Origin of the sequence: Aeromonas sp. FDAARGOS 1419 (genome assembly GCF_019047045.1) — a bacterium.
GTDB classification, from domain to species: Bacteria; Pseudomonadota; Gammaproteobacteria; order Enterobacterales; family Aeromonadaceae; genus Aeromonas; species Aeromonas veronii.
The window spans coordinates 284,984-311,442 of sequence record NZ_CP077209.1; the positions used below are offsets into that span (position 1 = coordinate 284,984).

27 protein-coding genes and 1 riboswitch are annotated in these 26,459 nt (G+C 60.5%); of the genes, 21 read left to right on the forward strand and 6 right to left on the reverse strand.

Annotation, left to right across the window (positions count from 1 at the left end):
• Positions 1 to 134: 134 nt before the first annotated feature.
• A complete protein-coding gene (locus tag I6L49_RS01255; protein WP_021229360.1) occupies positions 135 to 470 on the forward strand; it encodes an Hpt domain-containing protein in 336 nt (111 codons plus the stop codon).
• Between the two features lie 39 nt (positions 471 to 509).
• Here I6L49_RS01255 and yvcK read toward each other — a convergent pair whose 3' ends face one another.
• Entirely contained in the window at positions 510 to 1,424 is a 915-nt protein-coding gene (gene yvcK, locus I6L49_RS01260) for a uridine diphosphate-N-acetylglucosamine-binding protein YvcK (protein ID WP_047438497.1), read from the reverse strand.
• A 113-nt stretch (positions 1,425 to 1,537) separates the two neighbouring features.
• On the opposite strand from yvcK, the gene I6L49_RS01265 reads away from it, so the two are divergent.
• Together I6L49_RS01265 and I6L49_RS01270 are read left to right on the forward strand one after the other, a co-directional pair.
• Entirely contained in the window at positions 1,538 to 2,722 is a 1,185-nt protein-coding gene (locus tag I6L49_RS01265) for an FIST signal transduction protein (protein ID WP_216950416.1), read from the forward strand.
• A 31-nt stretch (positions 2,723 to 2,753) separates the two neighbouring features.
• Positions 2,754 to 4,850, forward strand: a complete 2,097-nt coding sequence (locus I6L49_RS01270; protein ID WP_216950417.1) for an ATP-binding protein — start codon at positions 2,754 to 2,756, stop codon at positions 4,848 to 4,850.
• Between the two features lie 248 nt (positions 4,851 to 5,098).
• Here the strand turns inward: I6L49_RS01270 and I6L49_RS01275 are convergent, their stop codons facing one another.
• The 3 genes from I6L49_RS01275 to narQ all read right to left on the reverse strand — a co-directional run bounded on the left by I6L49_RS01275 (position 5,099) and on the right by narQ (position 8,128).
• Positions 5,099 to 5,674, reverse strand: coding sequence for an LON peptidase substrate-binding domain-containing protein (locus I6L49_RS01275; protein ID WP_005334473.1), 576 nt, complete (start codon positions 5,672 to 5,674; stop codon positions 5,099 to 5,101).
• A 103-nt stretch (positions 5,675 to 5,777) separates the two neighbouring features.
• Positions 5,778 to 6,416: a two-component system response regulator NarL gene (gene narL, locus I6L49_RS01280; protein ID WP_005334471.1), complete on the reverse strand. Its 639-nt coding sequence runs from the start codon at positions 6,414 to 6,416 to the stop codon at positions 5,778 to 5,780.
• Positions 6,416 to 8,128, reverse strand: coding sequence for a nitrate/nitrite two-component system sensor histidine kinase NarQ (gene narQ, locus I6L49_RS01285; protein WP_005334468.1), 1,713 nt, complete (start codon positions 8,126 to 8,128; stop codon positions 6,416 to 6,418). The genes narL and narQ overlap by 1 nt, the downstream gene beginning before the upstream one ends.
• 78 nt (positions 8,129 to 8,206) lie before the next feature.
• A riboswitch (molybdenum cofactor riboswitch) is annotated at positions 8,207 to 8,347 on the forward strand.
• Between narQ and moaA the strand changes: the two genes are divergently transcribed.
• From moaA to I6L49_RS01365, 16 genes are all read left to right on the forward strand, one after another.
• The gene (gene moaA, locus I6L49_RS01290; RefSeq protein WP_041202018.1) at positions 8,335 to 9,330 is read left to right on the forward strand and encodes a GTP 3',8-cyclase MoaA; all 996 of its coding nucleotides are present in this window, start codon (positions 8,335 to 8,337) and stop codon (positions 9,328 to 9,330) included. Its footprint overlaps the riboswitch before it by 13 nt.
• A 239-nt stretch (positions 9,331 to 9,569) precedes the next feature.
• Positions 9,570 to 10,112: a ferredoxin-type protein NapF gene (gene napF / locus I6L49_RS01295; RefSeq protein ID WP_216950418.1), complete on the forward strand. Its 543-nt coding sequence runs from the start codon at positions 9,570 to 9,572 to the stop codon at positions 10,110 to 10,112.
• Positions 10,113 to 10,141: 29 nt separating this feature from the next.
• The gene (locus I6L49_RS01300) at positions 10,142 to 10,396 is read left to right on the forward strand and encodes a chaperone NapD (RefSeq protein ID WP_031227438.1); all 255 of its coding nucleotides are present in this window, start codon (positions 10,142 to 10,144) and stop codon (positions 10,394 to 10,396) included.
• A 101-nt stretch (positions 10,397 to 10,497) separates the two neighbouring features.
• Entirely contained in the window at positions 10,498 to 12,987 is a 2,490-nt protein-coding gene (gene napA / locus I6L49_RS01305; RefSeq protein WP_216950419.1) for a nitrate reductase catalytic subunit NapA, read from the forward strand.
• A 14-nt stretch (positions 12,988 to 13,001) separates the two neighbouring features.
• Positions 13,002 to 13,736: a ferredoxin-type protein NapG gene (gene napG, locus I6L49_RS01310; RefSeq protein ID WP_216950420.1), complete on the forward strand. Its 735-nt coding sequence runs from the start codon at positions 13,002 to 13,004 to the stop codon at positions 13,734 to 13,736.
• Entirely contained in the window at positions 13,733 to 14,608 is an 876-nt protein-coding gene (gene napH, locus I6L49_RS01315; protein WP_216950421.1) for a quinol dehydrogenase ferredoxin subunit NapH, read from the forward strand. The genes napG and napH overlap by 4 nt, the downstream gene beginning before the upstream one ends.
• Positions 14,608 to 15,063 (forward strand): nitrate reductase cytochrome c-type subunit, encoded by a 456-nt coding sequence (locus tag I6L49_RS01320; protein WP_216950422.1) that lies wholly within the window; start codon positions 14,608 to 14,610, stop codon positions 15,061 to 15,063. Before napH ends, I6L49_RS01320 begins: the two co-directional genes overlap by 1 nt.
• A gap of 11 nt (positions 15,064 to 15,074) precedes the next feature.
• Positions 15,075 to 15,665: a cytochrome c3 family protein gene (locus I6L49_RS01325; protein ID WP_216950423.1), complete on the forward strand. Its 591-nt coding sequence runs from the start codon at positions 15,075 to 15,077 to the stop codon at positions 15,663 to 15,665.
• 242 nt (positions 15,666 to 15,907) lie between these two features.
• Entirely contained in the window at positions 15,908 to 16,414 is a 507-nt protein-coding gene (gene moaB / locus I6L49_RS01330; RefSeq protein ID WP_120415734.1) for a molybdenum cofactor biosynthesis protein B, read from the forward strand.
• 9 nt (positions 16,415 to 16,423) lie between these two features.
• The gene (gene moaC / locus I6L49_RS01335) at positions 16,424 to 16,948 is read left to right on the forward strand and encodes a cyclic pyranopterin monophosphate synthase MoaC (protein WP_005334445.1); all 525 of its coding nucleotides are present in this window, start codon (positions 16,424 to 16,426) and stop codon (positions 16,946 to 16,948) included.
• Positions 16,945 to 17,190, forward strand: coding sequence for a molybdopterin synthase sulfur carrier subunit (moaD, locus tag I6L49_RS01340; RefSeq protein WP_216950424.1), 246 nt, complete (start codon positions 16,945 to 16,947; stop codon positions 17,188 to 17,190). Before moaC ends, moaD begins: the two co-directional genes overlap by 4 nt.
• 101 nt (positions 17,191 to 17,291) lie before the next feature.
• On the forward strand, positions 17,292 to 17,765 hold the full coding sequence (gene moaE / locus I6L49_RS01345; protein WP_021229349.1) for a molybdopterin synthase catalytic subunit MoaE: 474 nt from the start codon (positions 17,292 to 17,294) through the stop codon (positions 17,763 to 17,765).
• Between the two features lie 87 nt (positions 17,766 to 17,852).
• A complete protein-coding gene (gene modA / locus I6L49_RS01350; protein ID WP_164537236.1) occupies positions 17,853 to 18,581 on the forward strand; it encodes a molybdate ABC transporter substrate-binding protein in 729 nt (242 codons plus the stop codon).
• Between the two features lie 111 nt (positions 18,582 to 18,692).
• On the forward strand, positions 18,693 to 19,373 hold the full coding sequence (modB, locus tag I6L49_RS01355; RefSeq protein WP_005353447.1) for a molybdate ABC transporter permease subunit: 681 nt from the start codon (positions 18,693 to 18,695) through the stop codon (positions 19,371 to 19,373).
• A 14-nt stretch (positions 19,374 to 19,387) separates the two neighbouring features.
• Complete coding sequence (gene modC, locus I6L49_RS01360) at positions 19,388 to 20,470, forward strand: molybdenum ABC transporter ATP-binding protein (protein WP_206525816.1); 1,083 nt, start codon at positions 19,388 to 19,390, stop codon at positions 20,468 to 20,470.
• A gap of 91 nt (positions 20,471 to 20,561) precedes the next feature.
• Positions 20,562 to 21,338, forward strand: coding sequence for an alpha/beta fold hydrolase (locus I6L49_RS01365; RefSeq protein ID WP_216950425.1), 777 nt, complete (start codon positions 20,562 to 20,564; stop codon positions 21,336 to 21,338).
• 70 nt (positions 21,339 to 21,408) lie between these two features.
• Here I6L49_RS01365 and moeB read toward each other — a convergent pair whose 3' ends face one another.
• The gene (gene moeB / locus I6L49_RS01370; RefSeq protein ID WP_139407105.1) at positions 21,409 to 22,164 is read right to left on the reverse strand and encodes a molybdopterin-synthase adenylyltransferase MoeB; all 756 of its coding nucleotides are present in this window, start codon (positions 22,162 to 22,164) and stop codon (positions 21,409 to 21,411) included.
• Complete coding sequence (gene moeA, locus I6L49_RS01375; protein WP_302054418.1) at positions 22,161 to 23,387, reverse strand: molybdopterin molybdotransferase MoeA; 1,227 nt, start codon at positions 23,385 to 23,387, stop codon at positions 22,161 to 22,163. The genes moeB and moeA overlap by 4 nt, the downstream gene beginning before the upstream one ends.
• A gap of 308 nt (positions 23,388 to 23,695) precedes the next feature.
• Here moeA and folE point away from each other — a divergent pair, with 308 nt between their 5' ends.
• Positions 23,696 to 24,352 (forward strand): GTP cyclohydrolase I FolE, encoded by a 657-nt coding sequence (gene folE / locus I6L49_RS01380; protein ID WP_042054628.1) that lies wholly within the window; start codon positions 23,696 to 23,698, stop codon positions 24,350 to 24,352.
• 411 nt (positions 24,353 to 24,763) lie between these two features.
• Positions 24,764 to 26,419, forward strand: a complete 1,656-nt coding sequence (locus tag I6L49_RS01385) for a methyl-accepting chemotaxis protein (RefSeq protein ID WP_216950427.1) — start codon at positions 24,764 to 24,766, stop codon at positions 26,417 to 26,419.
• Positions 26,420 to 26,459 lie beyond the last annotated feature (40 nt).

Consider the following 26,459-nt stretch of genomic DNA (forward strand, 5'->3'; position numbering starts at 1 on the left):
ACTGATCACATTTTTTGCCACTTTATTCCCTGAGCCATCCAATCGGGTGCTTCATCACTGCCTGGCCGTGAGCCACGACATCGAAAACTATCTATAGTATGGTCTGTTTGAATACCGTTCAGGAGGAGCCTCGCATGGAGTGGGTGGATCGCAAGGTGTTGCAGCAGCTGGCAGAGGATATCGGTCCGGATATGCTGCCCGTGGTCATCGCAGTCTTTATTGAAGAGGTGGGCGAGCAGCTGAGTCAGCTCAGACCCCTCTATGAACAGGGAGAGTGGGAGGCGCTGGCTCGGGTGGCGCACAGCATGAAATCATCCTGTGGCAGCTATGGCGCCATACCGAGTTATCAGCAGGTGATGGCACTTGAGATGGCCAGCAAGCAGGCCGATGTGGCCGAGGCAGAGCGCCAGTTGCAACTGCTGGAGGCCTCCTTGCCCCAGGTGCTCGCGTTTCTTGCCGATTATCATTAACGGCGCCATGCAGGGATGCCGGGGCGCCGTGACCGTTGCCTAACGCTGGTTGAGCAGTTGCTGGATGATCCGGTCCAGCGCCAGTTTCAGCTTCAACCGATCGTGCCGATGGGGCAGCTCAAGCTCGCCCAGCTCGGCTTCGATCACTCGCCCTTGCCAGTCCCCCGCATCACCCGCGCCTTGTGGGGCCAGGATGGCATCCAGCCGACCCTGACCGACCCGGGACTCCAGCCAGCGACACTGACTCATCAGATCCAGCTGGCTGGCAGGGCCGTTTTCCGCTACCAGATTGCAGACGAAAACCAGCATGGCGCTGCTCTCGTTGATGGCCTGTGCGATCTCGGCCAGCAGCAGTGGCGGCATGATGGAGGTGAGGAAACTGCCCGGCCCCAGAATGATCATGTCCGCCTGCTGCAATGCCAGCACCGCTTCCCGGGTCGCTTGCACCTCCGGCATCAGGCCGAGGGAGAGGGGCGGTGTTGCCAGTTGATCGATGGATACCTCTCCCAGGATCTGGGTGCCACACTCCATATGGGCGCAGAGATCGGTGGGAAATTCAGACATGGGTAGTAATTGTGACTCGATTTTGAGCATGTCACTGATCAGCTTGATAGCATCAAGAGGACGGACACAGAGATTATCGAGCGCCAGCAGCATCAGGTTGCCAAGGTTGTGACCCGCCAGCTCGCCTTTGCCGGCGAAGCGGTATTCGAACAACAGGCTGCCGATACTGGGATCGGTGACCAGCTGGTTCAGGCAGTTGCGCAGATCGCCCCAGGCGATGCACTCCTGACTCTTGCGCAAGCGTCCGGTCGAGCCACCATCATCTGTGGTGGCGACGATGCCGGTGAGCCGTTGACCGAGAAACGAGAGGGACGAAAGCACTCGTCCCATGCCGTGGCCACCACCGATGGCAACGACCCGATCGAAGTCATTGATGTTTTTTTGCCACATATGGGCGTCCTGTCATTGGTCTCAGTTGACCGCTATGTTAGCAAGTGAAGCGAGATAATTGTTTGATAAAGGTATGATTTTTGCTTGAGGCTGCCATTCGATAAAACAAGGAGATGGTGTTGAAATTTCTGACCGTTCACTCCCTCGCCCAGAATTCATCGCTGGCGGCCCAAGATATCTGCGCGCAGCTGCGCCACCATGCCGATCAGGCCCCCTCCCTGCTGTTACTCTATTTTACCCAAGCCCATGAGGGGGCGATACTGCGCGACGCGCTCAAACGCCAGTTCCCGACGACCCGCCTGCTTGGGTGCAGCTCTTGCGGTGGCGTCATGACCGAGATGGGACACCACGCCCGAGACGGATATGGGCTGGCCGTTGCTGCCCTGTACGATGAGAAAGGGGCATTCGGGGTAGCCGGTGCCAGCGGTGACGGGGTGGATGTGCGGCAGTTGCTGCGCCGAGCCATGAGCGACTGTGGTCGGCCGGGCGAGCTGCCCCAGCTGATCCTGTTTCATGCCAGTCCCGGCAAGGAAGAGGGGCTGCTGGCCGGTATCGAGGCCGAACTTGGTGCCTCGGTGCCGGTGGTCGGTGGATCCGCGGCTGATAGTAGCGTCAGCGGTGACTGGCAGCTCTGCTGGGATGAGGCGGTGGCTCAGGATGGCATCGGTCTGGCGGTGCTCTATCCCGATTGCCAGCTCGCTTTTCAGTTTCACTCGGGCTATGTGCCTGCCGAATTCAGCGGCGAGATCACCGCCTGCAACGGGCGGGAGGTACTCACTATCGATCACCAACCTGCCGCCGAGGTCTATGCCCGCTGGTGCGGGCGCGAGCAGCCCTGGCCGGTGGGGGCGATTTTGCGGGAGACCACGCTCACCCCGCTGGCCCGTCAGGTGGGGTCGCTGGATGGCATTCCTTACTACAAACTCTCCCACCCCGAAGCAGTGACCGAACAGGGCGGGCTGCGGCTCTTTACCGATGTGGTGCAAGGGGAGCGTCTGCTGTTGATGTACAGCAGTCAGGAAGGGTTGTTGCAGCGCAGCCTCAATGCCATGCGCGTCGAGCCAGGGTATGGGGTCGATGTGGAATTGCAGCCTATCGGCGCTCTCATCATCTTTTGTGCTGGTTGCCGTTTGGCGCTAGGTGATATGTTGTGCCAATTTGTCGAGCAGAGCCAGGCTCGTCTCGGCAAAATCCCCTTTATCACCCCCTTTACCTTCGGTGAGCAGGGGCGGCTGCCCAATGGCGAGCTGGCCCACGGCAACCTGATGGTATCGAGCGTGATTTTCCTGACCCGTTGAGTCGGTAAAACATAACAGAGCAGGCAACAAGATGATTGGCAACAGTGAACTGGAAGCCCTCGGCGACAAATTGCAGACCACGCTGGTCGATCTTATGCGTTGCCGCGAGCGCGAGGCCAAGTATCGTCACGAGTCCCAGACCCTGCTGGGTGGGGTTGCCACCCTCGCCGATGCCAAGACGCTGGAGCAGGTGCTGGAGAGCCTTATCCAGGTGCTCAAACCCTTTATCGGCTTTGAGCACGCTGATGTGGTGGCCTGGGAAGGGGAGCAGGGAAGTACCCACCTCAGTACCGAGCCAATGCTATCAGCCCGCAGTTGGTGCATGACCCCGGCATTTGCCCGCGCCATCTCGGGTGAAACCCTGGTGATTTACGATCCCGCCCAGCTGCCTGAGCTGGCGCCGCTGGCGAGCGAGCCGGGCTGGGCCAGCGTGATGCTGACTGGGCTGCAGGCCCCCGGTTTTACCGCCACCCTCATCTGCCGCCACGCTCGGGCGGGCACCTTCGATCTCACCAGCAAGGCCTCTATGGAGCGTTGCCGTCCGCTTATCGCCCAGGCGCTGGTCAACATCACCTATCGGGCCCGCTTGCAGGAGCAGGTAGCGGTAAAAACCGAGGCGCTGCAGGCCAGCGAACGCCGTTTTCGCAGCTTCGCCGCCATGGCCTCTGACTGGTTCTGGGAGACAGATGCCGAGCATCGCCTCAGTTATGCCTCAGAGCCGGGTTATCTGGATGAGATGACCCCGCAAGCGACCCGGCCGACCCTCTATGACTACGTCTGTAACAAGCAGAGCTGCGATGCCCAGAAATATCTGCAGCTTTTGGCGCTGCGCCAGCCGGTGCGAGGGGTGCGGATGCAGGTTGCACTGCAACACGGCCCCTGCTGGATGGAGGTGAGCGCCGAGCCCTGTTTTGACCATGATGGCCTGTTTATCGGTTATCGCGGCACTGCCCGGGATATCAGCAACCAGATCCGTAGGGAAGAGGAGCTGGCGCGGGCACGGGATGAGGCTGAAGCGGCCAACCGTGCCAAGTCCCAGTTTCTGGCCATGATGACCCACGAGATCCGTTCGCCCATGAATGCGGTGTTGGGGATGCTCGATCTGGTGCAGCATGCCGAGCTGGCGCCGGAGCAACAGAGCCTGCTGCGCCATGCCACCCACTCGGCCAGATTGCTGCAAACCATCATTGACGACGTGCTCGATTTTTCGAAAATCGAGTCGCAAACCCTGGTGTTGCACTGCGAAACCTTGCAGCCAGTCCAGCTTTGCCAATCCCTGGTCGAGCCGCTGCAAACCCGTGCCGCCGCCAAGGGGATCGCGCTGGTTTATCGGGTCGATGAGTCTGTGCCCCGGGAGTTGCAGGGGGATCCGATGCGTTTGTCACAGGTGATGGGCAATCTGCTGGACAACGCCCTCAAGTTTACCGAGCAGGGGCAGGTGACTCTGCACCTGGGTTGGCAGGATGAGAAGCTGCTGATCTCGGTCTCCGACACCGGGATCGGGATCGCTGATGCGGATCAGGCGCTGCTGTTTGAGCCCTTCTCCCAGGTCGACAACTCGGCCACCCGGCGTTTTTCCGGTACCGGTCTCGGTCTTGCCATCAGCAAGCGTCTGGTGACGCTTATGGGGGGAGAGATCCACCTGAAGAGCGAGCCGGGCAAGGGAAGCTGTTTCTGGTTCGAACTGCCCGGCATGGCGCTGCCTTGTCATAGCCAGCCGCAGCGGGAGGAGGGGGCTTCGGCACTGCTGCCACTGGATGTGCTGGTGGTGGAGGACAGCCCGGTGAACCAGTTGGTGGTGTCGCTGATGCTGCAAAAACTGGTGGGCAAGGTACGGCTGGCAGCCAATGGTCTGGAGGCGCTGGCGCAGGTGGATGAGCAGCTCCCGGATCTGATCCTGATGGATATGCGGATGCCCCTGATGGACGGACTGGAAGCCACCCGGCGCTTGCGTGAGTTGGGATGTACTATGCCTATCGTCGCCCTGACGGCCAATGCGATGGCGGAGGACAAGGCGTGCTGTCTGGCGCAGGGGATGGATGACTTTCTCGCCAAGCCTATCACCTTGTCACGGCTGAGAGAGTGTTTGCAGCGTCACTTTGGTCAGCGGTTGCCGACGCGCGGATAAAAAAAATGGTCAACTTTGTGGGTTGACCAGTTCTTCAGCAAATACTGAAGAGAGCACGGGATAAATCGGGTTGTATCAATCTATATGAAAAATCTGTGCCAACTTTTTTAGACTCTTTTGCGTTCAATTTTGGCCGTTTAGCGCAGCGGCTCTCTCTTGTTATGGCGTTTTGCGTTCCTACTTACTCGCAAAATGCGAATTTCACATTTTCATTGTTGGAATAATTGCATTTTGCAACGCTGTTTTTGTCATTGTGAAATCAGGCGATGCAGGAATTTACGGGCTGCTTCGCTGTTTTGTTTGGCAATCAGCATCTGCTTTTCATAAATCGGCATCGGCAATATCTCGAGCCAGCGTTGGCAGAGCCAGGCGGCATCTTCAAAGCGCTTGTCCGGATAGAGCTCATCAAGCTCCGGATACTGCTCGAACACTTCCCGCAGGCGATTGACCAGCAGCTTGTCGTTGAAATCGGAGTGGGTGCTCGGCCAGTTGGGCAGCATCTCCACCTTGGCCCGGCGCAGGCCCATCTCGTCTGTTTCCATCTCGTGGATACAGAAGCGCTCCAGTCCCAGCACCGTCACACCCAGCAGGCCATCATTGAGGGTGTAGAAGTCGGTCACCTTGACCCGGGTGCCCACCGGCAGAATGCGGCCGGATTGTCCCGAGGTGGTCGACTCTTCCATCACGATGCCAAAGCCTTGATCGTTGATGAATGACTCCTTGAGCATCTGCAGGTGGCGTGGCTCGAACAGACGCAGAGGAAGCTTGCCGCCCGGCAGTATGTGGGAAGGCAAGGGGAACAGTGCCAAAGGTTGTAGTTTCATGTTCCATCCTCCATTGAGTAGTTGCTGAATATGACAATGCAGCGACTGTGCCAGAGAATGAAAAAAGCCACCGGAGGGTGGCTTTTCGGGCGGTTGAGGGCGCTTAGTTGCGCTGCTCCAGATACATGACAGCCGCTTCCACGCGGCTTTGCGCCTCGAGTTTCTTCAGCAGGCTCTTCACGTGAACCTTGACCGTTCCCTCGGAGATATGGAGTACCGAGGCGACCTGTTTGTTGGAGAGGCCTTTTGCAATTTCGCGCAGGATTTGCATTTCGCGACGCGTTAAGCTTTCCAGCTTCTGCTGCAGGTGATCCAGCTCGTAGATGTTTTCGAGATAGGGGCGCAGCGGTTCGCTCAGGATCTGCTTGCCGGTCATCACGTCGGCCAGCTGGGCTAGCAGCAGATCAGGCTCGGTATCCTTGAGCAGGTAGCCATCAGCACCCGCCTTGAGCAAAGCAACCACATCCTGACGGGCATCGGAGACGGTGAGGATCACCACCCGGGAGGTGATCTCTTCGGCCCGCAGCGCCTTGAGGGTATCGAGGCCGGAGAGCCCCTTCATGTTGAGGTCGAGCAGGATCAGATCCGGCTCGGACTCTTTGGCCAGCGCCACGGCATCTGTGCCGTTGGAGGCTTCACCGGTCACCTCCATGTTCTCTTCCAGAGCCAGCAACTGCACAATCCCTTTGCGCATGAGGGGATGGTCATCTACGACCAGAACTGTGTATTTCATCTCGTCCATCAGGCGTCTCTCGCTAGACTGGTGGGAAAGGTCAGATGCACGCAGGTGCCTTGTGGTTGCTGCTCGTTGATGGTCAGCAGACCGTGCAGTTTGCTGGCGCGCTCGTTCATGATGCTCAAACCGTAATGGTTGATCGCCGAGCTGGCGAGTCCGATCCCGACACCGTCATCTGAAATCTGAACCTCAATGTTACCACTGGCGAGGGTCTCACAGCTAACATCAATCACTTGCGCGTTGGCATGTTTGATGGCATTGAGCACTGCCTCACGGATCAACTGCAAAATGTGGATATGCTGGCCCGCCTCCAGGTCGTTGTCGGCCAGTCCGTAATGGAACCGGATTTCGGCCTGGGTTTGGGGTTGCAGCTGATCGAGCATGACGCGGATCGCTTCCCCCAGATTGGCATCGCCAATGGTGAGACGGAAGGTACCGAGCAGTTCACGCAACTGGGTATAGGCATTGCTAAGTCCCTCGTCGATCTGCTGCATCGCCTCCTGCGCCTTGTCATGCTGCCCCTTGGCGTAAGAGCGCTTGAGCAGGGTGGACTGGATCTTGAGATAGGAGAGGGCCTGCGCCAGCGAGTCGTGCAGCTCCCGGGCGATCACCGCCCGCTCCTCCATCAGCAGCAGTCGCTGCTGTTGCAGCAGGGTCTGGTCTTTGTGCAGCACCTGAGCCAGCAGCATGGTGAAGTTTTTAATCAACCGCTCATCGATGGGGTGCTGGCTGATGATGTCGAGGCGGCCGAACTCCTGCTCATCCATCTGCAGATAAAAGCTGGCGACCGCATCGAGATCGCCGGGCCAGCCGGTGCGTCCCGAGATGTAGACCGGCATGGCGTTGTGTTCGAAGCGGGTCAGCCGGATATGGTCGATATGCTGGTGGGCGGCGGCGCGGTCCAGCAGTTTGATGAGGGTACGGGTACTGAGCGGGGCGGCGTGCAGCTTCTGGGCGGTCGAGTAGAGAAACGAGAGGGTGTCGTTGGCCTGTTGCAGCTTGGCGGTTTTCTCTTCCACCTTGTTTTCCAGCTCCCGATAGAGTTTGCCCAGCTCATCGGCCATGGTGACGAAGGCGCGCGATAGCTCCCCCAGTTCGTTTTCGCCGTGGGCGGGCAGCTTAAGATCGAAATCCTGCCGCTGGATCTGGCGGGCACAGTAGACCAGCTGGTTGAGGGGGGCGACCACCTGCTGACGGGTGAAGCGCACCGTGAACCAGGCGATGGTGATGATGGCCAGCAGGCCGAGCCCCTCCGCAAGCGCCAGCATCCGCACCTTGAATTCCACGTGGTACTGCATCTGATTGACGAAATTGTCGATGGCCGCCACAAACTGCTCGGTGTTATCGGTGTACCGTCTGGGGGTGCGATCCTCGATGTGCTGGCGCATCACCTGCCACTGGCCGAGCACCTCGCCATAGGTGCGACGCAGGGAGGCAGGAGTGATCCAGCGCTGGGTCTCCTGCAGCTCTTCGGCGTGCAGGGTCTCTTCAAACTGGGAGAGGCGCCCCAGCACGCTGTCGCCCCGCTCGATTTCGTAGGCCATCCGGTAGGCCTGCATCCGCAGCGAACCGGAGAGGTTGATCGCCTTGGCATCGGGTACCGAGTAGAAGAGGGTGACCATGGCGACCAGCGCGATCAGGCTGGCCATGAAGAGGATCAACACCATGGCGCGGCCAATGGCACTGCTGACCGAATGGACCCTGAACCGTTTTCCCATACTGATGCGCACCTCTGAATAGTGATAAGGACCCCGCAAGATGCGTGGGAGTGTACTCCAACTTGTGTTAGCATCGAAAAACTAGATGAACTCCGAGCGGTTTTGCCTAAGTCCTAGCGATAGGGGGAAACCAGCCGTCAGCCGACGTTCGAGCTGTAAGGGTCAGGAAAGAAATGCCCTGGCCTCCCGTATTTGGAAAGGTGTTTATGTTGCCACTTGAAGATGGTTTTTCCCGTCGTTTTTACTATTTGCGTCTGTCAGTGACCGATGTGTGCAATTTCCGTTGCACCTATTGCCTGCCTGACGGCTATCGCCCCCCGGAAGGTCACAAAGCGGGGCGTCAACCCTTTCTCTCGATTGACGAGATCCGCCGCGTGGTCAGCGGTTTTGCCGCCATGGGCACCCGCAAGGTGCGCATCACGGGGGGCGAGCCCTCCCTGCGCCGCGATTTCACCGAGATCGTCAAGGTGATTGCCACCACCCCGGGTATCGAGAAGGTCGCCATGACTACCAACGGCTATCGCCTCAAGGAGCGGGCTCAGGAGTGGTTTGATGCCGGACTCAACGCGCTGAATGTCAGTGTCGACAGTCTCGACCCGCGCCAGTTTCATCAGATCACCGGCGAGAACAAGCTGGCCGAGGTGATGGAGGGGATCGAAGCAGCACTGGCCGCCGGTTTCAAATCGGTGAAGATCAATGCGGTGCTGCTCAAGGGGCTCAACGACTACCAGCTCGATGCCTTTCTGGGCTGGATCAGGCACAAGCCTATCGAGCTGCGCTTTATCGAGCTGATGCAGACCGGCGAGATGGATACCCTGTTTCGTGACCACCATGTCAGCGGCGAGCAGATCAAACAGCGCTTGCTGGAGAGCGGCTGGGTGCAGCAGTTGCGGGGCACGGATGACGGTCCGGCGCAGGTCTTTATGCACCCCGATTCGCAAGGTGGGGTGGGGCTCATCATGCCCTACAGCAAGGATTTCTGTGCCGGTTGCAACCGGCTGCGGGTCTCCTCGCTGGGGAAGCTGCATCTGTGCCTGTTTGGTGACAACGGCATCGACCTGCGGGATCTGCTCGGCGCAGATGCACAATCCGATGAGCTGCAACAGCGCATTCGCGCGGCACTGGCGGGCAAGAGTGCTACCCATCGTCTCCATGAGGGCAATGCCGGTATCACCCCTCATCTCGCCTCGATCGGCGGATAACCGCAAAAAATCGCCAACGATTAAATAGCAATCCTCACATGGAGGTATTTTAACCGATACCTCCATTTTTATTGCGCTGCAAGGCTTTGATCTGGCGCAAGAATCCCCCCTGTTTATCTCCCTGGTGGTATATCCCTTACCTTGTCAGGGCCGCAATATACACCCACTCTTATAATTGGTATCAAGAATGCCAATCATGGACTCGCACTGTCCCCTTTTTCACCAGAACAGGAGTCAACATGCCGGATGAGATCGATCTTGCCCGCCGCGGCCTGTTCCGGGGGCGGCTGAAAACTGCCGAACCGCCGGTGCAGTTGCCCTGGTCAGTCAACTGGTCGACATTTGTCGCCGACTGCACCCGCTGCGGGGACTGTCTGGCGGCCTGTCCGGAGCAGATCCTGGTGAATGGCGAGGGCGGTTTTCCGGTGGTCGATTTCCAGCGTGGCGAATGCACCTTCTGCACCGAGTGCGCCACGGTCTGCAAGGCGCCTGTGTTTCGCCCGACCAGCGAGTCCCCCTGGCACTACAAGGCCCATATCGAGGCCAACTGTCTGGCCAATGGTCAGGTGTTCTGCCAGCGCTGTCAGGACAGCTGCGAGCCCAATGCCATTCGTTTTATTCCGGTGCTGGGGCGTGTGCCCACCCCGACGGTCGAGCCGGATCGCTGTAATGGCTGCGGCGCCTGTGTGCAGGATTGTCCGGTTGGCAGCATCAAGGTCGACGGGCGAGCCGCCCCATCCGGTGGTGCGAGCCAGCCCACCCTCAAGCAGGAGTCAGAATGAGTCAGAAGCCGTGTGACACAGAAGCCACAATGGATCAGGAGTTCCATGTATCGAGTCTGGTGGTGCTGACCCAGCCCCCTTTGCGCCATCAGCTCGCCGAGCAGATTGGCGCCCTTGAAGGGGCCGAGATCCACGCCGTCAGTGACGAGGGCAAGCTGGTCGTGACCCTGGAAGGTCCGAGCCAGCGGCCGATCATGGCGGCCATTGATGCGATACAGGCGATGCCGGGTGTGCTCTCTGCCGCCCTGATTTACCACCAGTTCGATGAACTGGGCGGTCACTGAAAAGAGTGATGGGATGCCGGGCGTGCCCTCTGCCGCTGATGGCTTGCTCCCGTTCGACAGATTCGACAACTATTACGCGATAAGCAATGTGAGGATATGCCATGAAGCTGAGTCGACGCGACTTTATGAAGGCCAACGCGGTGGCAGCTGCCGCTGCCGTGGCCGGTGTCAGTGCCCCCACGCTGGCAGCCAATCTCATCACCAGTACCGACAAGACGGCCATCCATTGGGATAAGGCTCCCTGCCGCTTCTGCGGTACCGGCTGCTCCGTGCTGGTGGGCTCTCAGGATGGTCGGGTCGTGGCGACTCAGGGCGACCCCGATGCACCGGTCAACCGTGGCCTCAACTGCATCAAGGGCTACTTCCTCTCCAAGATCATGTATGGCCAGGATCGCCTCACCCAGCCGATGCTGCGGATGAAGAACGGCCAGTTCGACAAGGATGGCGACTTTGCCCCCATCAGCTGGGATCAGGCGTTCGACATCATGGCCGAGAAGTTCAAGGCGACCCTGAAAGAGAAGGGGCCGACCGCCGTCGGCATGTTCGGCTCCGGCCAGTGGACCGTCTGGGAAGGCTATGCTGCCGCCAAGCTGATGAAGGCCGGTTTCCGCTCCAACAACATCGACCCCAATGCTCGTCACTGTATGGCCTCTGCGGTCGTCGGCTTCATGCGTACCTTCGGCATGGACGAACCGATGGGCTGCTACGACGATATCGAACAGGCCGATGCGTTCGTGCTGTGGGGATCCAACATGGCCGAGATGCACCCCATCCTCTGGTCGCGGATGTCCGATCGCCGTCTCTCCAACCCGGATGTGCAGGTGCACGTGCTCTCGACCTTCGAACACCGCAGCTTCGAGCTGGCGGACAACGGCATGGTGTTCACCCCGCAGACCGACCTTGCGATCCTCAACTATGTCGCCAACTACATCATCCAGAACGACAAGGTGAACTGGGACTTCGTCAACAAGCACACAGTGTTCAAGAAGGGGGCCACCGACATCGGTTACGGCCTACGCCCGACCGATCCGCTGCAGCAGAAAGCGAAGAACCCGGACAGCGGCGATGCCACGCCGATGACCTTCGAGGAGTTTGCCAAGTTCGTGGCGGATTACGATGTGGAGTCGGTCTCCAAGCTCTCCGGCGTCTCCAAAGAGAAGCTGGAAAAGCTGGCCAAGCTCTATGCCGATCCGGGCAAGAAGGTGGTCTCTTACTGGACCATGGGCTTCAACCAGCATACCCGTGGCGTCTGGGCCAACAACCTCTGCTACAACATCCACCTGCTGACCGGCAAGATCTCCGAGCCGGGTAATGGTCCTTTCTCACTGACCGGCCAGCCCTCTGCCTGTGGCACCGCGCGTGAAGTGGGTACCTTTGCCCACCGTCTGCCTGCCGACATGGTGGTGACCGAGCCCAAGCACCGCGCCATTGCCGAGCAGATCTGGAAACTGCCGGAAGGGACCATTCCCGACAAGGTGGGTTTCCACGCCGTGCTGCAGGATCGCATGCTCAAAGATGGCAAGCTCAACGCCTACTGGGTGATGTGCAACAACAACATGCAGGCCGGCCCCAACATGAATACCGATCGCCTGCCTGGCTATCGCGACCCGCGCAACTTCATCGTGGTCTCCGATCCGTACCCGACCGTCACTGCCCAGGCTGCGGACCTCATCCTGCCCACCGCCATGTGGGTGGAGAAAGAGGGGGCCTACGGCAACGCCGAGCGCCGCACCCAGTTCTGGCACCAGCAGGTGAAAGCGCCGGAAGGGGCCAAGTCCGACCTGTGGCAGCTGATGGAGTTCTCCAAGCGCTTCAAGGTCGAGGAAGTGTGGCCAGCTGAGCTGATTGCCAAGATGCCGGAAGTGAAGGGCAAAACCCTGTTCGACGTGCTCTATGCCAACGGTCAGGTCAACCAGTTCCCGAAAGAGCAGAGCAAAGGGCTGCTGAACGACGAAGCCGAGCACTTCGGGTTCTACGTCCAGAAGGGGCTGTTTGAGGAGTACGCCACCTTCGGTCGTGGCCACGGCCACGATCTGGCGCCGTTCGATCAGTACCACGAAGCGCGCGGTCTGCGCTGGCCGGTAGTAGAGGGCAAAGAGACCCTGTGGCGCTATCGCGAAGGGTTCGACCCCTATGTGAAAGCGGGCGAGGGAGTGCGCTTCTATGGCAAGCCCGATGGCAAGGCGGTCATCTTCGCCCTGCCGTTCGAGCCCGCCGCCGAGTCGCCGGATAAAGAGTACGATCTGTGGCTCTCCACCGGTCGCGTGCTGGAGCATTGGCACACCGGCACCATGACCCGTCGGGTGCCCGAACTCTATCGCGCCTTCCCGGATGCGGTGCTCTTCATGCACCCGGACGATGCCAAGGCTCGCGGCGTGCGTCGTGGTGAAGAGGTGATCGTCTCCTCCCGCCGTGGCGAGGTGAAGACCCGGGTCGAGACCCGTGGTCGCAACCGTCCGCCGAAAGGACTGGTCTTCATGCCCTTCTTTGATGCGAGCCAGCTGGTCAACAAGCTGACCCTGGACGCCACCGATCCGCTCTCCAAAGAGACGGATTACAAGAAGTGCGCCGTCAAGGTGATGAAGGCCTGAGGCGGGGAGTCGAGATGAGTCGTAGTCGTCGCCAGTTTCTGGCCGACATGGCCAAGGGGGCTTGCGGTGTGAGCCTGCTTGGCGTGGGGCTCGGCGGCATGGCCCGCCAGCAGGTGCATGCAGTGCCGGCTCAGGCGCTGCGTCCGCCCGCCGCCCTCGATGAAACAGAGTTCCTCAGCGCCTGCGTGCGTTGCGGGCTCTGCGTCGAGGCGTGCCCCTACGACACCCTCAAGCTCGCCCGGCTATTTGACCCTGTGACCACCGGCACCCCTTATTTCAAGGCGCGCGCCGTCCCGTGCGAGATGTGTGATGACATCCCTTGCGTAGAGGCCTGCCCGAGCGGGGCGCTGGATCAGCAGATGACCGATATCGATCAGGCGCGGATGGGGGTGGCAGTACTCATCGATCACGAGACCTGCCTCAACTATCTGGGTTTACGTTGCGATGTCTGTTATCGGGTCTGCCCGCTGATAGACAAGGCGATCACTCTTGAGCTGCAGCACAACCAGCGCACTGGCAAGCACGCCATGTTCCTGCCCACGGTGCACAGCGATATCTGTACCGGCTGTGGCAAGTGCGAGCATGCCTGCGTGCTGGAGGAGGCGGCCATCAAGGTGGTTCCGCGCCAGCTCGCCAAGGGGGAGCTGGGTCATCACTATCGGCTTGGCTGGGAAGAGAAGGCGAAGGCGGGCAAGTCGCTCATTGGCGACAGGCTCACTCTGCCAACCCGTAAACCGGAGGGACTATGAGTCGTTATCCGGGGGCCGAGGCGCGCATCAAGCTGGGATGGTGGCGTTCCCACCGATTCCTGCTGCTGCGCAGGCTCAGCCAGTTCGGTGTGCTCGCATTGTTCCTGCTGGGGCCGCTGGTGGGTGTCTGGATCCTCAAGGGCAACCTCTCCAGCTCGCTGTTGCTGGAGACGGTGCCGCTCACCGATCCCCTCACGTTGTTGCAGTCAGTAGCGGCGGGCCACTGGCCCATCACCTCACTCTGGCTGGGTGCTGCCATTGTGCTGGTCGGTTACTGGCTGGTCGGGGGGCGGGTCTTCTGCTCCTGGGTCTGTCCGGTCAACCTCATCACGGATGCGGCGGCCTGGCTCAGGGGGCGGCTTGGCCTCAAGGGCAACGGTCAGTTCAGCCGTGCTACCCGTTACTGGCTGCTGGCTATGGCGCTGGTGGCACCGGCGGCGACAGGCGTGCTGGTGTGGGAACTGGTCAACCCGGTGTCGCTCGCCATGCGCGGTCTGCTGTTTGGCATGGGGGCGGGCTGGGCTTTGCTGGCGGTGCTGTTCCTGTTCGATCTCTTCGTGGTTGAGCGGGGCTGGTGTGGTCATCTCTGTCCGGTGGGGGCCTTCTATGCCCTGCTCAACCGGGTCGGATTCATCAAGATTTCTGCCAAAGGGCGCGAGCGGTGCAACAACTGCATGGATTGTTATGCGGTCTGCCCGGAGCGTCCCATCCTGCGCGGCCCCGTTCACGGTGCCAAGCGCGGTCACGGGCCCTTGATTGCGGCTCAGGAGTGTACCAACTGTGGCCGCTGCATCGATGTTTGCGCGGAACAAGTTTTTGAAATCACTGTAGGTTTTGCCATCAAGGCAGAAAAAACGTCGGAGAACACATAATGAAAAAGCTGATTGGAGCAATGCTGGCCTGTCTGATGGCGGGTTCCCTGATGGCGGCTGTCCCCGAGATCACCAACAGCACCGGCGGGCTCAAGTCCGAGCGGGGCGCCACCGATCTGGTGACCGATGCCAATGCCGCACCCATGAAGAATTTCCGCAAGGATGGCGAGCCCTATGATCGCCAGTACATGCATCAGCCGCCGCTGATCCCCCACGATATCCGCAACTATGAGGTGGATACCAAGGTCAACAAGTGCCTGGCTTGCCACAGCTTCAAGAATGCCAGTGCCATGAAGGCCCCCAAGATCAGTCCGACTCACTTCGAGACCCGCGACGGCCTTACCCTGGGTGAAGTGTCGCCGCGTCGCTACTTCTGCCTGCAGTGCCATGTGCCGCAAGCAGATGCCAAGCCGCTGGTGGAAAATACCTTTAAACCGGTTGAAGCGCTGAACTGAGGAATCCATAGATGAAATTACCCGGCTTTATCCAGCGTCTGTGGACCACCTTCAAGTCACCGTCGAAGGCGGCACTCTGGGTCATCCTGCTGATGGGCTTCTTCGGTGGCGTGATTTTCTGGGGTGGTTTCAACACCGCCATGGAAGCATCCAACACCGAGGCCTTCTGCACCAGCTGTCACGAGATGAAGGACAACGTGTACGAGGAGTATCGCGATACCATCCACTACGCCAACCGCTCCGGTGTGCGGGCCAGCTGCCCAGATTGTCACGTACCGCACGAGTGGACCTACAAGATCATCCGCAAGGTGCAGGCTTCCAAGGAGCTGTGGGGCATGATCACCGGCAAGGTGGATACCCGCGAGAAGTTCGAGTCGCACCGACGCGAGATGGCGGAGCGGGAGTGGCAGCGGATGAAAGAGACCGATTCGCGCGAGTGCCGCAACTGCCACAACTTCGAGTATATGGACTTCTCCCTGCAGGGGCAGCGTGCCGCCAAGATGCACTCTACCAATCTGGCCAGTGGTGAAAATACCTGCATCGACTGTCACAAGGGGATAGCTCACCAGCTGCCCGACATGACCGGGGTGAAAGGGTTCTGATCCTGCGACGACAGGCCGGGTTTCCCCGGCCTGCGTTTTGTTCATATATGGGACAAGCATCAGATTTGTGTGTCTTTTAAATCCCATATCTCGTGAAACCTTTGATAGAATCAGCCCGCCGTCACACGCTTGAGCAAGTTGGTCACCCCTGTCTGCGTCCGTTTTTGCGCTCTGACAGCTGGCCTTTCATACCCCTTCTCTTCCTGCCTCGTTGACGGCCCATAGCCACAAGGAGCTGCCCGATGGGACAGAAACACAACGCATTTATTCCCCTCAAGATCGCCGTGCTGACGGTCTCCGACAGCCGCACCGCCGCCGATGACAGCTCGGGCGACTATCTTGTCTCGGCCCTTACCGACGCAGGCCATCAGCTGGCCGACCGGGCGCTCTGCCCGGACAACCTGTTTCGCATCCGCGCGCGGGTGAGCGAGTGGATCGCCGATGAGGGGGTGCAGGTGGTACTGATTAACGGCGGTACCGGCTTCAATGAACAGAACCGGGTACCGGAAGCGGTCGGTGTGCTGTTCGAGCGCACCGTACAGGGTTTTGGCGAGATGTTCCGTCAGCTCTCTTTTGCCGAGATTAAAGGCTCCGCCATGCAGAGCCGTGCACTGGCGGGACTCGCCAATCGCACCCTGATCTGCTGTCTGCCGGGCTCCACCGGCGCCTGTCGGCTGGGTTGGGAGCAACTGATCCGCGATCAGCTCGATGCCCGCACCAAGCCGTGCAACTTTGTCTCCCACCTCTGAGAGCAAACGATGAACCAGACAGATACCAAGCAGACCCAGCCCAACCTGACGCATCTGAACCAGAGCGGCGAAGCCCATATGGTGGATGTGACCGACAAGCAGGTAACCGAGCGTGAAGCCCGTGCCGAGGCGTTTGTTGCCATGGCCCCCGAGACCCTGGCGCTGATCCTGAGCGGCCAGCACCACAAGGGGGATGTATTCGCCACCGCCCGCATCGCCGGCATCATGGCCGCCAAGAAGACCTCCGATCTCATCCCCCTCTGTCATCCGCTGGCCTTGACCAAAGTCGAGGTGGAGATAGTGCCGCTGGCCGAGCAGAATCGGGTGCATATTCGCACCCTCTGCAAGCTATCAGGCAAGACCGGGGTGGAGATGGAGGCGCTGACCGCCGCGTCGGTAGCGGCGTTGACCATCTACGACATGTGTAAGGCGGTACAAAAGGACATGGTGATCGAACAGGTGCGGCTGGTAGAGAAAAAGGGCGGCAAGTCCGGCCATTTTCAGCTGGGGTCAAATAGCGGGGAGCAAGCATGATCAAGGTACTGTTTTTTGCGCAAGTAAGAGAGCTGGTGGCCTGCGACGAGTTGAGCCTGCCGTGCGACTACGCCACCGCCGAACAACTGCGCGCGGCGCTCTGTAAACGCGGCGACAAGTGGGCGCTGGCGCTGGAAGCAGGCAAGCTCTTGGTCGCGGTCAATCAGACCTTGGTGCCCCTCGATACCCCCATCAATGATGGCGATGAGGTGGCCTTCTTCCCGCCGGTGACCGGAGGTTGATGATGAGCGAGATAATGACCGTGGATCGCACCACTGAGCTGTGCGGTGGTGACGAAGTGGCCTTCTTCACTTTCTCTCCAGTAACGACCGGAGGCTGAGCCATGAACGTCGTAGCCATCACAGATCGCATTCTGGTGCAGCGGGAGGATTTCTCGCTGGCGGACGAATATGCCCGCCTCGCCACCCGCCCCGACAGTGGCGCTATCGTCACCTTCGTTGGCAAGGTTCGCGACTTCAATCAGGGGGAGGAGGTGAAGGGGCTGGCCCTCGAGCACTACCCCGGTATGACCGAGAAGGCGCTGGCCGATATCGTGCAGGAGGCCCGCCGCCGCTGGCCGCTGCAGGAGTGTACCCTCATTCATCGTATCGGCGAGCTGTGGCTTGGCGATCAGATCGTGCTGGTGGCGGTGAGCAGTGCCCACCGCGACGCCGCCTTTGACGCCTGTCACTTCATCATGGATTTCTTGAAAACCCGGGCGCCGTTCTGGAAAAAAGAGCTGACCGCCGAGGGTGTGCAACGCTGGGTCGAGGCCAAGGAGAGCGACAACGCCGCCGCTGCCCGCTGGCAAGCCTGACCTGTTCATCACGAGGGGCACAGGTTCAACGGGAACCACGGCCCCGCCAAGGGGCGCGGATGTGCGGGCCCCATCAGGAGAAAGGGAATGAAACCGCTGTTATCTGTTGTCATCGCCGGCGTCTGCGCCGCCACCTTGCATACCGGTGCCGTGCAGGCCGATGAAGTAAAAGTGGCCGTGGCGGCCAACTTCAAGGGCACCATAGAGCGTATCGGCAAGGAGTTCACCGCCAAGACCGGCCACACTCTGGCAATCTCGTCTGCCGCCACCGGCGTGCTCTACACCCAGATCAGTCACGGCGCACCGTTCGATCTCTTCCTCTCCGCCGATGCGGCGACCCCCGAGAAGCTGGAAAAAGAGGGCATGGGGAGCGATCGCTTCACCTACGCCATCGGCCAGCTGGGGTTGTGGAAGAAGGGGGGGCCGGCCCCTGACGAGGCGACCCTGCGTAGCTGGAAAGGCAACCTTGCCATCGCCAATGCCCGCACTGCTCCCTATGGTGCTGCCGCCATGGCGACCCTCACCCATCTCAAGATCGCTCCCAAGCAGTACCGGTTGCTGACCGGCGCCAACATCGGCCAGACCTGGCAATTTGTCGACACCGGCAATGCCGAGCTGGGCTTTGTCGCCTGGGCCAATCTGGTTGAGGCGGGCAAGACTGGTGAAGCCTGGGCAGTGCCAGCGAGCTTCTATCCTCCCATCGAGCAGCAGGGGCTGGTATTGAAGAAAGGTGCCGCGGTCGAGGCGCTGGTCGCCTGGCTCAAGGGGCCGGGTCAGGCGCAGATCAAGGCAGCGGGTTATGCCTTGCCCCAATAAGGGGATGGGCCTGATGCGATACCCTGAGTGGTCGGCCTTCGGGTCGGCCACTCTTTGCAATAAGGATGGATACCATGCCGTTGGGGGCATTTATCAACCGGGAGGTCGGCAATGAGTGAAGGGGATCTGCTGGCGGTCTGGCTCACCCTGAAGCTTGCAGCCAGTACCACAGCGATTTTGCTGTTGCTGGCTCCGCCGCTGGCCTGGTGGTTGTCGCGCAGTCAGAACCGCCTGCGGCCGCTGGTGGAGGCGCTGGTGGCGCTGCCGTTGGTGCTGCCTCCCACGGTACTGGGTTTTTATCTGCTGCTCGCCTTCTCCCCCGAATATGGTTTCGGCGCCTGGTGGCGCGACACCTTTGGCGCCCCGCTCGCCTTCAGTTTTCTCGGCCTGCTGTTTGCCTCCATCCTCTATTCGCTGCCGTTCGTGGTGCAGCCGCTCACCTCCGCTTTCGTCAACATGGGCAACAAGGAGCTGGAAGCTGCTGCGACCCTGGGGCTTGGCCCACTAGAGCGCTTCTTCCACATCATTTTGCCGATGACCCTGCCCAGCTTTGTGATGGCGGCGGCGCTGGGCTTTGCCCACACCCTGGGGGAGTTTGGCGTGGTGCTGATGATTGGCGGCAATATACCCGGCGAGACCCAGGTGCTTTCGATAGCCCTGTTTGATCATGTGGAGGCGATGGATTACCAGAACGCCCATATTCTGGCGGGCGGCCTGATGGCCTTCTCGCTGGTGATGCTGGTGCTGGTCTATGGTGTGTTGCAGCGCCGACAGCGGAGAGTGTTTGGATGAACCAGCCCGCCACTATGCCGCCTGTGAATGTGCCGCACCGCCATGCCTTGAACCTCCATGTCCGGCGCGAGTTTGGCCCTTTTACCCTCGACTGCGCACTGACCCTCGAGCTGGGGGGGATCCTCGGCCTGTTCGGCCCCTCGGGCTGTGGCAAGAGCACCCTGCTGCGCATCATTGCCGGGCTCGATCGCCAAAACGGGGATCGCTTGCGGTGGTGCGATCGGGAGTATGCTCAACTGCTGCCCGAAGCGCGCCGGATCGGACTGGTGTTTCAGGACTCGCGCCTCTTTCCTCATCTGACGGTGCTTGGCAATCTGCAACTGGCGGCCCGCAAGGGGCGAGGGCGCTGGCAGCCCGAAGCGCTGGCGGCTCGGCTCGGTTTTGCCGATCTGCTGGGGCAGCCTGCCCATGCCCTCTCTGGCGGTCAACGCCAGCGGGTGGCATTGGGGCGGGCGCTGCTGGCCGAGCCTGATCTGCTGCTGCTCGATGAGCCTTTTTCTGCGCTCGATCGGCGCAGCCGCATCCATCAGGCCCATATGCTCAAGGGGTTGCAGCAGGAGAGCAGCATCCCGATGATCTTCGTCAGCCACGCCATGGAGGAGGTGAGCCTGCTCTGCGATCAGCTGGTGCTGCTGGAAAGTGGCAGGGTCGAGGCGCAAGGCTGGCCGAGCGAGATCTTCGCCCGAACCGATCTCTCGCTCGCCAGCCGTGACGATGCCGGGGTGATGCTGGATGCCACCTTGGCCCACTACGATGACGATGAACAGATGGCGACCCTGCAGCTTGGTGAGCAGCAACTGCGGGTCACCATGACCCATGTGCCGGATGAGAGTGGCCCATTGCAGATCAAGGTGGCCGGGCGCGATGTGGTGATCGCCACCGCCCCCATCGAGCACTCCAGCCTTTCCAACTGTCTCGTTACCCGTCTGCTGGCGGTGCGCGAGGTGCGCCCCGGCCAGACCCTGTTGCAGTTGGCGCTGGGTGAGCAGATACTGCTGGCCCGGATCACCAGCCGCTCCGCCAGGCGGCTGGCGCTGGCGCCGGAGCAGCAGATCTACGCTTATATCAAGGCGGTGAGTCTGGTCAGCGAAGGCTGATTGGGCGCCGTGCTGATAACGTGGCAGGATGGCCACGGGCAACATAACAACAAGAGATGGTTCAGGTGATGAGTCGAGAGGCAATACACTGATGCGCCGCAATCAGGTGATGAAATTCAACGGTCTTGCCCTGCGCTGTGCGGGGGAGGGCCCTTTGCTGTTGCTGCTGCATGGGCTGGGCTCCTCCAGCCTCGACTGGCAGGCGCAGATCGAACGGTTTTCCGAACACTACCGGGTGGTAGCGCTGGACTTGCGCGGCCACGGGCAGAGCATGCAGGAAGGGCCGTTCGATGTGGCGACCCTGGCAGCCGATGTGGTGAACTGGCTCGATGCACAGCCAGAACCCGCCTGGGTGGTGGGATTGTCGCTGGGGGCCATGGTCGCGCTGGAGCTGGCGCTGCAACTGCCCCACAAGGTGCAGGGGCTGGTGCTGGTCAACGGTTTTAGCGAGTTTCTGCTGGAGACCCCCAAAGAGCAGGAGCGTTACGCCCAGCGCTTCAAGTGGCTGCGCTGGTTTGGCATGCGCCCGCTCGCCTGGTGGCTGGGACGCGAGCTCTTCCCGGGCCCGGATCTGGCACAGGTGCGCCACACCTTCCGACTGCGTTTCGTGCGCAATAAAAAGAAAACCTACAAGGCGCTGCTGGAGGCACTACCCGGCTGGTCGGTACGCGCCCGGCTCGGCTCCATCTGGCAGCCGGTGGCCATCATCTCCACCAGTCACGACTACCTGCCGCTGGCCAAACGGGTAGAGCAGTTTGCCGCCCTGCCCAACGCCACCATCCACACCCCCAACGGCCACCACGCCTGGCCCGCGGAAGACCCCTCGGGCTTTAATCACCTGTTGCAACGGATCCTCACGACCCATTAAAGAAGGGGTTGTTAGGTGCAGATACCAAAAAGCCGAACCACAGGGTTCGGCTTTTTTGATCCCGTTTGTGTCAAGGATGGGAACAGACGGGGCAGTCGGGGCGCTTGGGCAGCTTCATCTCGCGGAAGGTGCCGCTCAGGCCGTCGATCATCAGCAGGCGGCCGCTGTAGTTTTTTCCTGTGCCCGCCAGCAGCTTGATGGCTTCCAGTGCCTGCAGGCTGCCCACCAGACCCACCACAGGGGCGAGCACGCCCGCCTCGACGCAGGTGAGTGCCTGCTCGCCAAACAGGGCGCTGAGGCAGGCGTAGCAGGGCTCATCTTCCTGCCAGGTGAAGCTGCAGAGCTGACCCTCCAGCCGGATGGCGGCGCCGCTGACCAGTGGCACGCCATGCTGGCGTGCCTTTTGGTTGAGCAGGTTGCGAATGGCCAGGTTGTCAGTGCAATCCAATACCAGCTGGTGTTGGGGCAACAGGGTATCGAGCAGCGCCTCGTCGGCCACGGCCGCGTGGGTCTCGACGTTGAGCCAGGGATTGAGCGCGCGCAGCGACTGGGCGGCAGAGTCTACTTTGTAGTGACCGATGCGCTCATCGTTGTGCAGCACCTGACGCTGCAGGTTGGAGAGCTCCACCTTGTCGAAATCGACCAGGGTGAGTCGGCCAACCCCGGCCACCGCCAGATACTGGCTGGCGGCGCAGCCAAGGCCACCGGCACCGATCACCAGCACACGGGCTTGTTTGAGCGCCTCCTGCCCCTCGAAATCGAAGGATTTGAGGATGATCTGGCGGTTGTAGCGCAGCAGTTCGGCGTCGCTCAGGATCTCGCTCACAGCAGCAATCCCCCGAATGGCTCCACGGTCACCGTCTCGCCCGCGGCGACGCGGCCCCGTTCCCGTTCAAGAACGATGTAGCAGTTGGCTCGCGACAGGGAGCTGAACACTGCGGAGTCCTGCGAGCCGGTGCTGCGCACCTCGAGGCCGTTCGGTCCCTGACTCAGAATGCCGCGCTGGAAGTCGAGTCGGCCCGGGCTCTTTTTGAGTGGCTCGGCCGCAATGGCTTGCAGCTGGAGCGGGCGCTCGAAGTGCTGGCCCGCCAGCTTGGCCAGCGCCGGTTGCACCAGCTGATCGAAGGTGACCATGGCGGAGACGGGGTTTCCCGGCAGGCCGAAGAACCAGGCGCGGGGCAGACGGCCAAAAGCAAACGGCTTGCCCGGCTTGATGGCCAGCTTCCAGAAGCCAATCTCGCCGAGCTCGTCCAGCAGTTGTTTGGTGAAGTCCGCTTCCCCCACCGAGACGCCGCCGGTGGTGATGAGTACATCGGCGTCTTCGTCGGCGCGGATAAAGGCGGCGCGTAGCTGGGCGGGATCGTCGGGGATGATGCCAAGGTCGAGGCAGTCGCAGCCCATGCGCGCCAGCATGGCCCGCACGCCGTAGCGGTTGGAGTCATAGATATCGCCGTGGGCAAGCGGGGTACCGACCGGTTTGAGCTCATCGCCAGTGCTGAAGATGGCCACTTTCAGCGGTCGGCGCACCGCGACGGTAGCCACGCCGAGGGAGGCCAGCAGTGGCATCTCTCTTGGGGTGAGGCGAGTACCGGCAGGCAGCACGCAGGCGCCTTTGCCGATATCGCTGCCGGCGCGGCGGATATTCTGGCCCGGTTCGGGTTGTGCCAGAAAAGTGATCCGATCGCCGTCGGCCTGCGTTTCTTCCTGCATCACCACCGCATCGGTGCCTGCGGGTACCGGGGCGCCTGTCATGATCCGCACGCAGTGGCCAGCGGGCCATTCGCCCTGGTAGGGCTGACCGGCAAACGCTTTGCCCGCCATGATGAGCGGGGTGCCGCTGGCGAGATCCTCAAGGCGCACGGCGTAACCGTCCATGGCGGAGTTGTCGAAGGGGGGCACGGCGAGGGGAGAGGCGATGTCGCTGGCAAGAACCCGGCCAAGGGCCTCTGGCAGGGGCAACTGCTCGCTGTCGCAGCAGCAGGCGAGTTGTTCCAGCATCCCTTGCAGGGCATCGCTTAAGGGGAGTAGTCCGCTGGTATCAAATCCCATCGTCATGACCTCTTTCTATGATTGAAGGCGGGATTATCACAAAAATCCCCGGGGATGGGCAGGTTATCTCAAGGATTCTCGGGGTAATCGGCGCTGAAACGGGGTTAGATGGCCATAAAGTATGAGGTGACGCACAAGTTGACTTGAATCTTGGCGGCAATGGCCGTTTACTATGCCGCCATAACAGATGGCCGTTACATCCCGAGTGGCGACCATTACAGCGATACCGTCGGCCCTGTACGCCGCCATAACATAAGGGGTTGCTCGATGAGCTGCCCTCACAGTCCCTGAGCGTGGGAGAGAAGATAATGACAACCTTAAGTCCGGAAGCCTTGCTGGTCAGGGCTGCCCTCGAAGCCCAGGGACTGGAAACCCCCCTGGTCACCAACGAGCTTAACAGCCAGCAGAAGCGGGAGAAGATCGAAGGCCATATGCGCTCCATCATGGAGACGCTGGGGCTGGATCTGGCCGATGACAGTCTGGCCGAGACGCCGCATCGCATCGCCAAGATGTACGTCAATGAGATCTTCTCCGGCCTCGATTATTCCACCTTCCCCAAGGTGACAGTGATCGAGAACAAGATGCAGGTGGACGAGATGATCATGGTGCGGGACATCAGCCTCACCAGCACCTGCGAGCACCACTTCGTCACCATCGACGGCATGGCTCATGTGGCCTATATCCCTCGAGGCAAGGTGATTGGCCTGTCGAAGATCAACCGCATCGTGCAGTTCTTTGCCCGCCGTCCCCAGGTGCAGGAGCGGCTCACCCAGCAGATCCTGCTGGCGCTGCAGACCCTGCTCGGCACCAAGGATGTGGCCATCAGCATCAAGGCGACCCACTACTGCGTCAAGGCGCGCGGGGTGATGGATTCGACTTCTTACACCACCACCACCTCCCTCGGTGGGGTGTTCAAGACCCAACCCGATACCCGGGCCGAATTTCTGGGCGGCCTGCGCGGATAAGATGGCGGTTATTTTGTAACCGCCTTGCTGAATAAACGAGACGCCAGCAGCCATTGCTGGCGTTTTTCATTGGTTCCGGATGAGAGTGGCGGCCTGCAACGGTTTGGCCCGTGCGGCTTGCACTATGCAAACGTTATGTATTTTTTCGATTTATTCATCTGAGCGGTATATTTAATCGAGCACGATAAATTCCTCGTTTTCACCTTACAAAAAGTAACCGGACAGACTCTTTCCGAACCATCACAATCCGGTTACTCTAGCGCCCCCTCACGGCTCTCGCTGCCGCTCATGGAATTCAGAGATATTCATCAAGGTTGGATGGTGCGCCACTGAACAGGTGGCCAGATAGTTCATGCCAGGAGGGCGTGAACCGGACGAGTGCTACGAATTTAACGACCACCAGGATATCCCATGAATACCAGTACCATGACCATAGGTAAAAAACTCACCGCCGGCTTTGCCGTGCTCGGTTTGATGGTCGCCTTTATCGGCGGTTTTGCCCTTGTCCAGTTTGGCAACATGAATGATGTTGCCATCCGGTTTACCGACAGCATCTTGCCAGCGGTCAATCGCACCAGCGCGATCGGGGATTCTCTCGGTGAGTTGCGTCGTTATGAGCTGGGTTATTTCGTGGTGGCCGGCGAGCCGCTGAAAAGGGCTGAATATCGGAATATTGCCAGTCAGCAGCTTAACTCGATCGCGCAGCAGCTGATTGCCCATGACAAGACGATCTGGCCTGAGGATGTGGCGGAGCGCCGTACCTTCGATACGGTGAAATCTGACTGGGATCGTTACGTCGCCCTGCACCAGCGAGTCAAACAGCTGCAAGACAGCGATCAGCTTGCCGAAGCCCAACGCATCTTCCTTGAGGAGGGGGTTCCCCTTTACACCGCGCTGAGCAAGTCAGTGGCCTCCCTTATCCAGATTAACCATGGTTATGCGTCTGAATCCCGCAGCGATATTGTCGACTCTTATCAATCCGCCAACCTGAGCGTCACCATCGCGCTGGTGCTCGGTCTGATTCTTGTGGTGGTGCTCTCCGTGGTACTGACCCGCCAGATCCGCGACCCGCTGATCATGCTGGCCCGTCAGGCCCAGCGTATTGCCAATGGCGATCTGGGTCAGGGCGAACTGCAGCAGTGGATCCGTGACAGCCGCTTCAACCGCGATGAACTGGGTCAGCTGGGCTCCGCCATCAACCGGATGCAGGGCTCCCTCTCCGATCTGGTGAGCGAGATCGCCGGCTCCGTGAGCCAACTCAGCAGCGCAGTGGAGGAGGTGAGCGCCATCTCCAGCCAGTCTGCCAGCGGCATGGCCATCCAGCAGAACGAAGTCTCCCAGGTGGCGACCGCCATGAACGAGATGCAGTCCACCGTCAACGAAGTGGCCCGCAACACCACGGATGCCATGAGCGCCGCCAAGGATGCCTCCCGCACCTCTGCTGCCGGCAGCGAAGTGGTACGCAGCTCCATTGCCAGCATCGAAGAGGTGTCGGTCAAGATTGAACAGGCGGGCACAGTGGTGCAGCAGCTGGAGGCCGATAGCGCCAATATCAGCGTGGTGCTGGATGTGATCCGCGATATCGCCGGTCAGACCAACCTGCTGGCCCTTAACGCTGCCATCGAAGCGGCCCGTGCCGGTGAGCAGGGCCGTGGTTTTGCGGTCGTTGCGGATGAAGTGCGTTCATTGGCCCAGCGTACCCAGGACTCCACCGCCGAGATCAGCAAGATGATCGAGCTGCTGCAGAGCCGCGCCGCCGAGGCGGGCAACGCCATGCAACTGAGCCGTCACCAGATGCAGGAGAGCGTTGGTCTGGCGCGGGATGCCGGTACCAGTATCGAGACCATCAACGGTGCCGTGGTGCGCATCACTGACATGAACACCCTGATCGCCACCGCCACCGAAGAGCAGAACGCGGTGACCGAAGAGCTCAACCGCAGTATCGTCAACATTCACAATGCCGCTGACGAGAATGCCCAGGGCGCTCATCAGATCGCCCAGGCTTGCGTCGAGCTGAGCAAGCTGGCCAACACCCTGCACCATATGACCCAGCGCTTCACCCTCTAAGGGTTGATGCATGGATAACAGAAGGCCCCGCCAATTGGCG

Bases quoted from the DNA above. Each gene is read 5' to 3' on its own strand.
- I6L49_RS01255 (WP_021229360.1), top strand. From the start codon at position 135: ATGGAGTGGGTGGATCGCAAGGTGTTGCAGCAGCTGGCAGAGGATATC.
- yvcK (WP_047438497.1), bottom strand. From the start codon at position 1,424: ATGTGGCAAAAAAACATCAATGACTTCGATCGGGTCGTTGCCATCGGT.
- I6L49_RS01265 (WP_216950416.1), top strand. From the start codon at position 1,538: ATGGTGTTGAAATTTCTGACCGTTCACTCCCTCGCCCAGAATTCATCG.
- I6L49_RS01270 (WP_216950417.1), top strand. From the start codon at position 2,754: ATGATTGGCAACAGTGAACTGGAAGCCCTCGGCGACAAATTGCAGACC.
- I6L49_RS01275 (WP_005334473.1), bottom strand. From the start codon at position 5,674: ATGAAACTACAACCTTTGGCACTGTTCCCCTTGCCTTCCCACATACTG.
- narL (WP_005334471.1), bottom strand. From the start codon at position 6,416: ATGGACGAGATGAAATACACAGTTCTGGTCGTAGATGACCATCCCCTC.
- narQ (WP_005334468.1), bottom strand. From the start codon at position 8,128: ATGGGAAAACGGTTCAGGGTCCATTCGGTCAGCAGTGCCATTGGCCGC.
- moaA (WP_041202018.1), top strand. From the start codon at position 8,335: ATGTTGCCACTTGAAGATGGTTTTTCCCGTCGTTTTTACTATTTGCGT.
- napF (WP_216950418.1), top strand. From the start codon at position 9,570: ATGCCGGATGAGATCGATCTTGCCCGCCGCGGCCTGTTCCGGGGGCGG.
- I6L49_RS01300 (WP_031227438.1), top strand. From the start codon at position 10,142: ATGGATCAGGAGTTCCATGTATCGAGTCTGGTGGTGCTGACCCAGCCC.
- napA (WP_216950419.1), top strand. From the start codon at position 10,498: ATGAAGCTGAGTCGACGCGACTTTATGAAGGCCAACGCGGTGGCAGCT.
- napG (WP_216950420.1), top strand. From the start codon at position 13,002: ATGAGTCGTAGTCGTCGCCAGTTTCTGGCCGACATGGCCAAGGGGGCT.
- napH (WP_216950421.1), top strand. From the start codon at position 13,733: ATGAGTCGTTATCCGGGGGCCGAGGCGCGCATCAAGCTGGGATGGTGG.
- I6L49_RS01320 (WP_216950422.1), top strand. From the start codon at position 14,608: ATGAAAAAGCTGATTGGAGCAATGCTGGCCTGTCTGATGGCGGGTTCC.
- I6L49_RS01325 (WP_216950423.1), top strand. From the start codon at position 15,075: ATGAAATTACCCGGCTTTATCCAGCGTCTGTGGACCACCTTCAAGTCA.
- moaB (WP_120415734.1), top strand. From the start codon at position 15,908: ATGGGACAGAAACACAACGCATTTATTCCCCTCAAGATCGCCGTGCTG.
- moaC (WP_005334445.1), top strand. From the start codon at position 16,424: ATGAACCAGACAGATACCAAGCAGACCCAGCCCAACCTGACGCATCTG.
- moaD (WP_216950424.1), top strand. From the start codon at position 16,945: ATGATCAAGGTACTGTTTTTTGCGCAAGTAAGAGAGCTGGTGGCCTGC.
- moaE (WP_021229349.1), top strand. From the start codon at position 17,292: ATGAACGTCGTAGCCATCACAGATCGCATTCTGGTGCAGCGGGAGGAT.
- modA (WP_164537236.1), top strand. From the start codon at position 17,853: ATGAAACCGCTGTTATCTGTTGTCATCGCCGGCGTCTGCGCCGCCACC.
- modB (WP_005353447.1), top strand. From the start codon at position 18,693: ATGAGTGAAGGGGATCTGCTGGCGGTCTGGCTCACCCTGAAGCTTGCA.
- modC (WP_206525816.1), top strand. From the start codon at position 19,388: ATGCCGCCTGTGAATGTGCCGCACCGCCATGCCTTGAACCTCCATGTC.
- I6L49_RS01365 (WP_216950425.1), top strand. From the start codon at position 20,562: ATGCGCCGCAATCAGGTGATGAAATTCAACGGTCTTGCCCTGCGCTGT.
- moeA (WP_302054418.1), bottom strand. From the start codon at position 23,387: ATGGGATTTGATACCAGCGGACTACTCCCCTTAAGCGATGCCCTGCAA.
- folE (WP_042054628.1), top strand. From the start codon at position 23,696: ATGACAACCTTAAGTCCGGAAGCCTTGCTGGTCAGGGCTGCCCTCGAA.
- I6L49_RS01385 (WP_216950427.1), top strand. From the start codon at position 24,764: ATGAATACCAGTACCATGACCATAGGTAAAAAACTCACCGCCGGCTTT.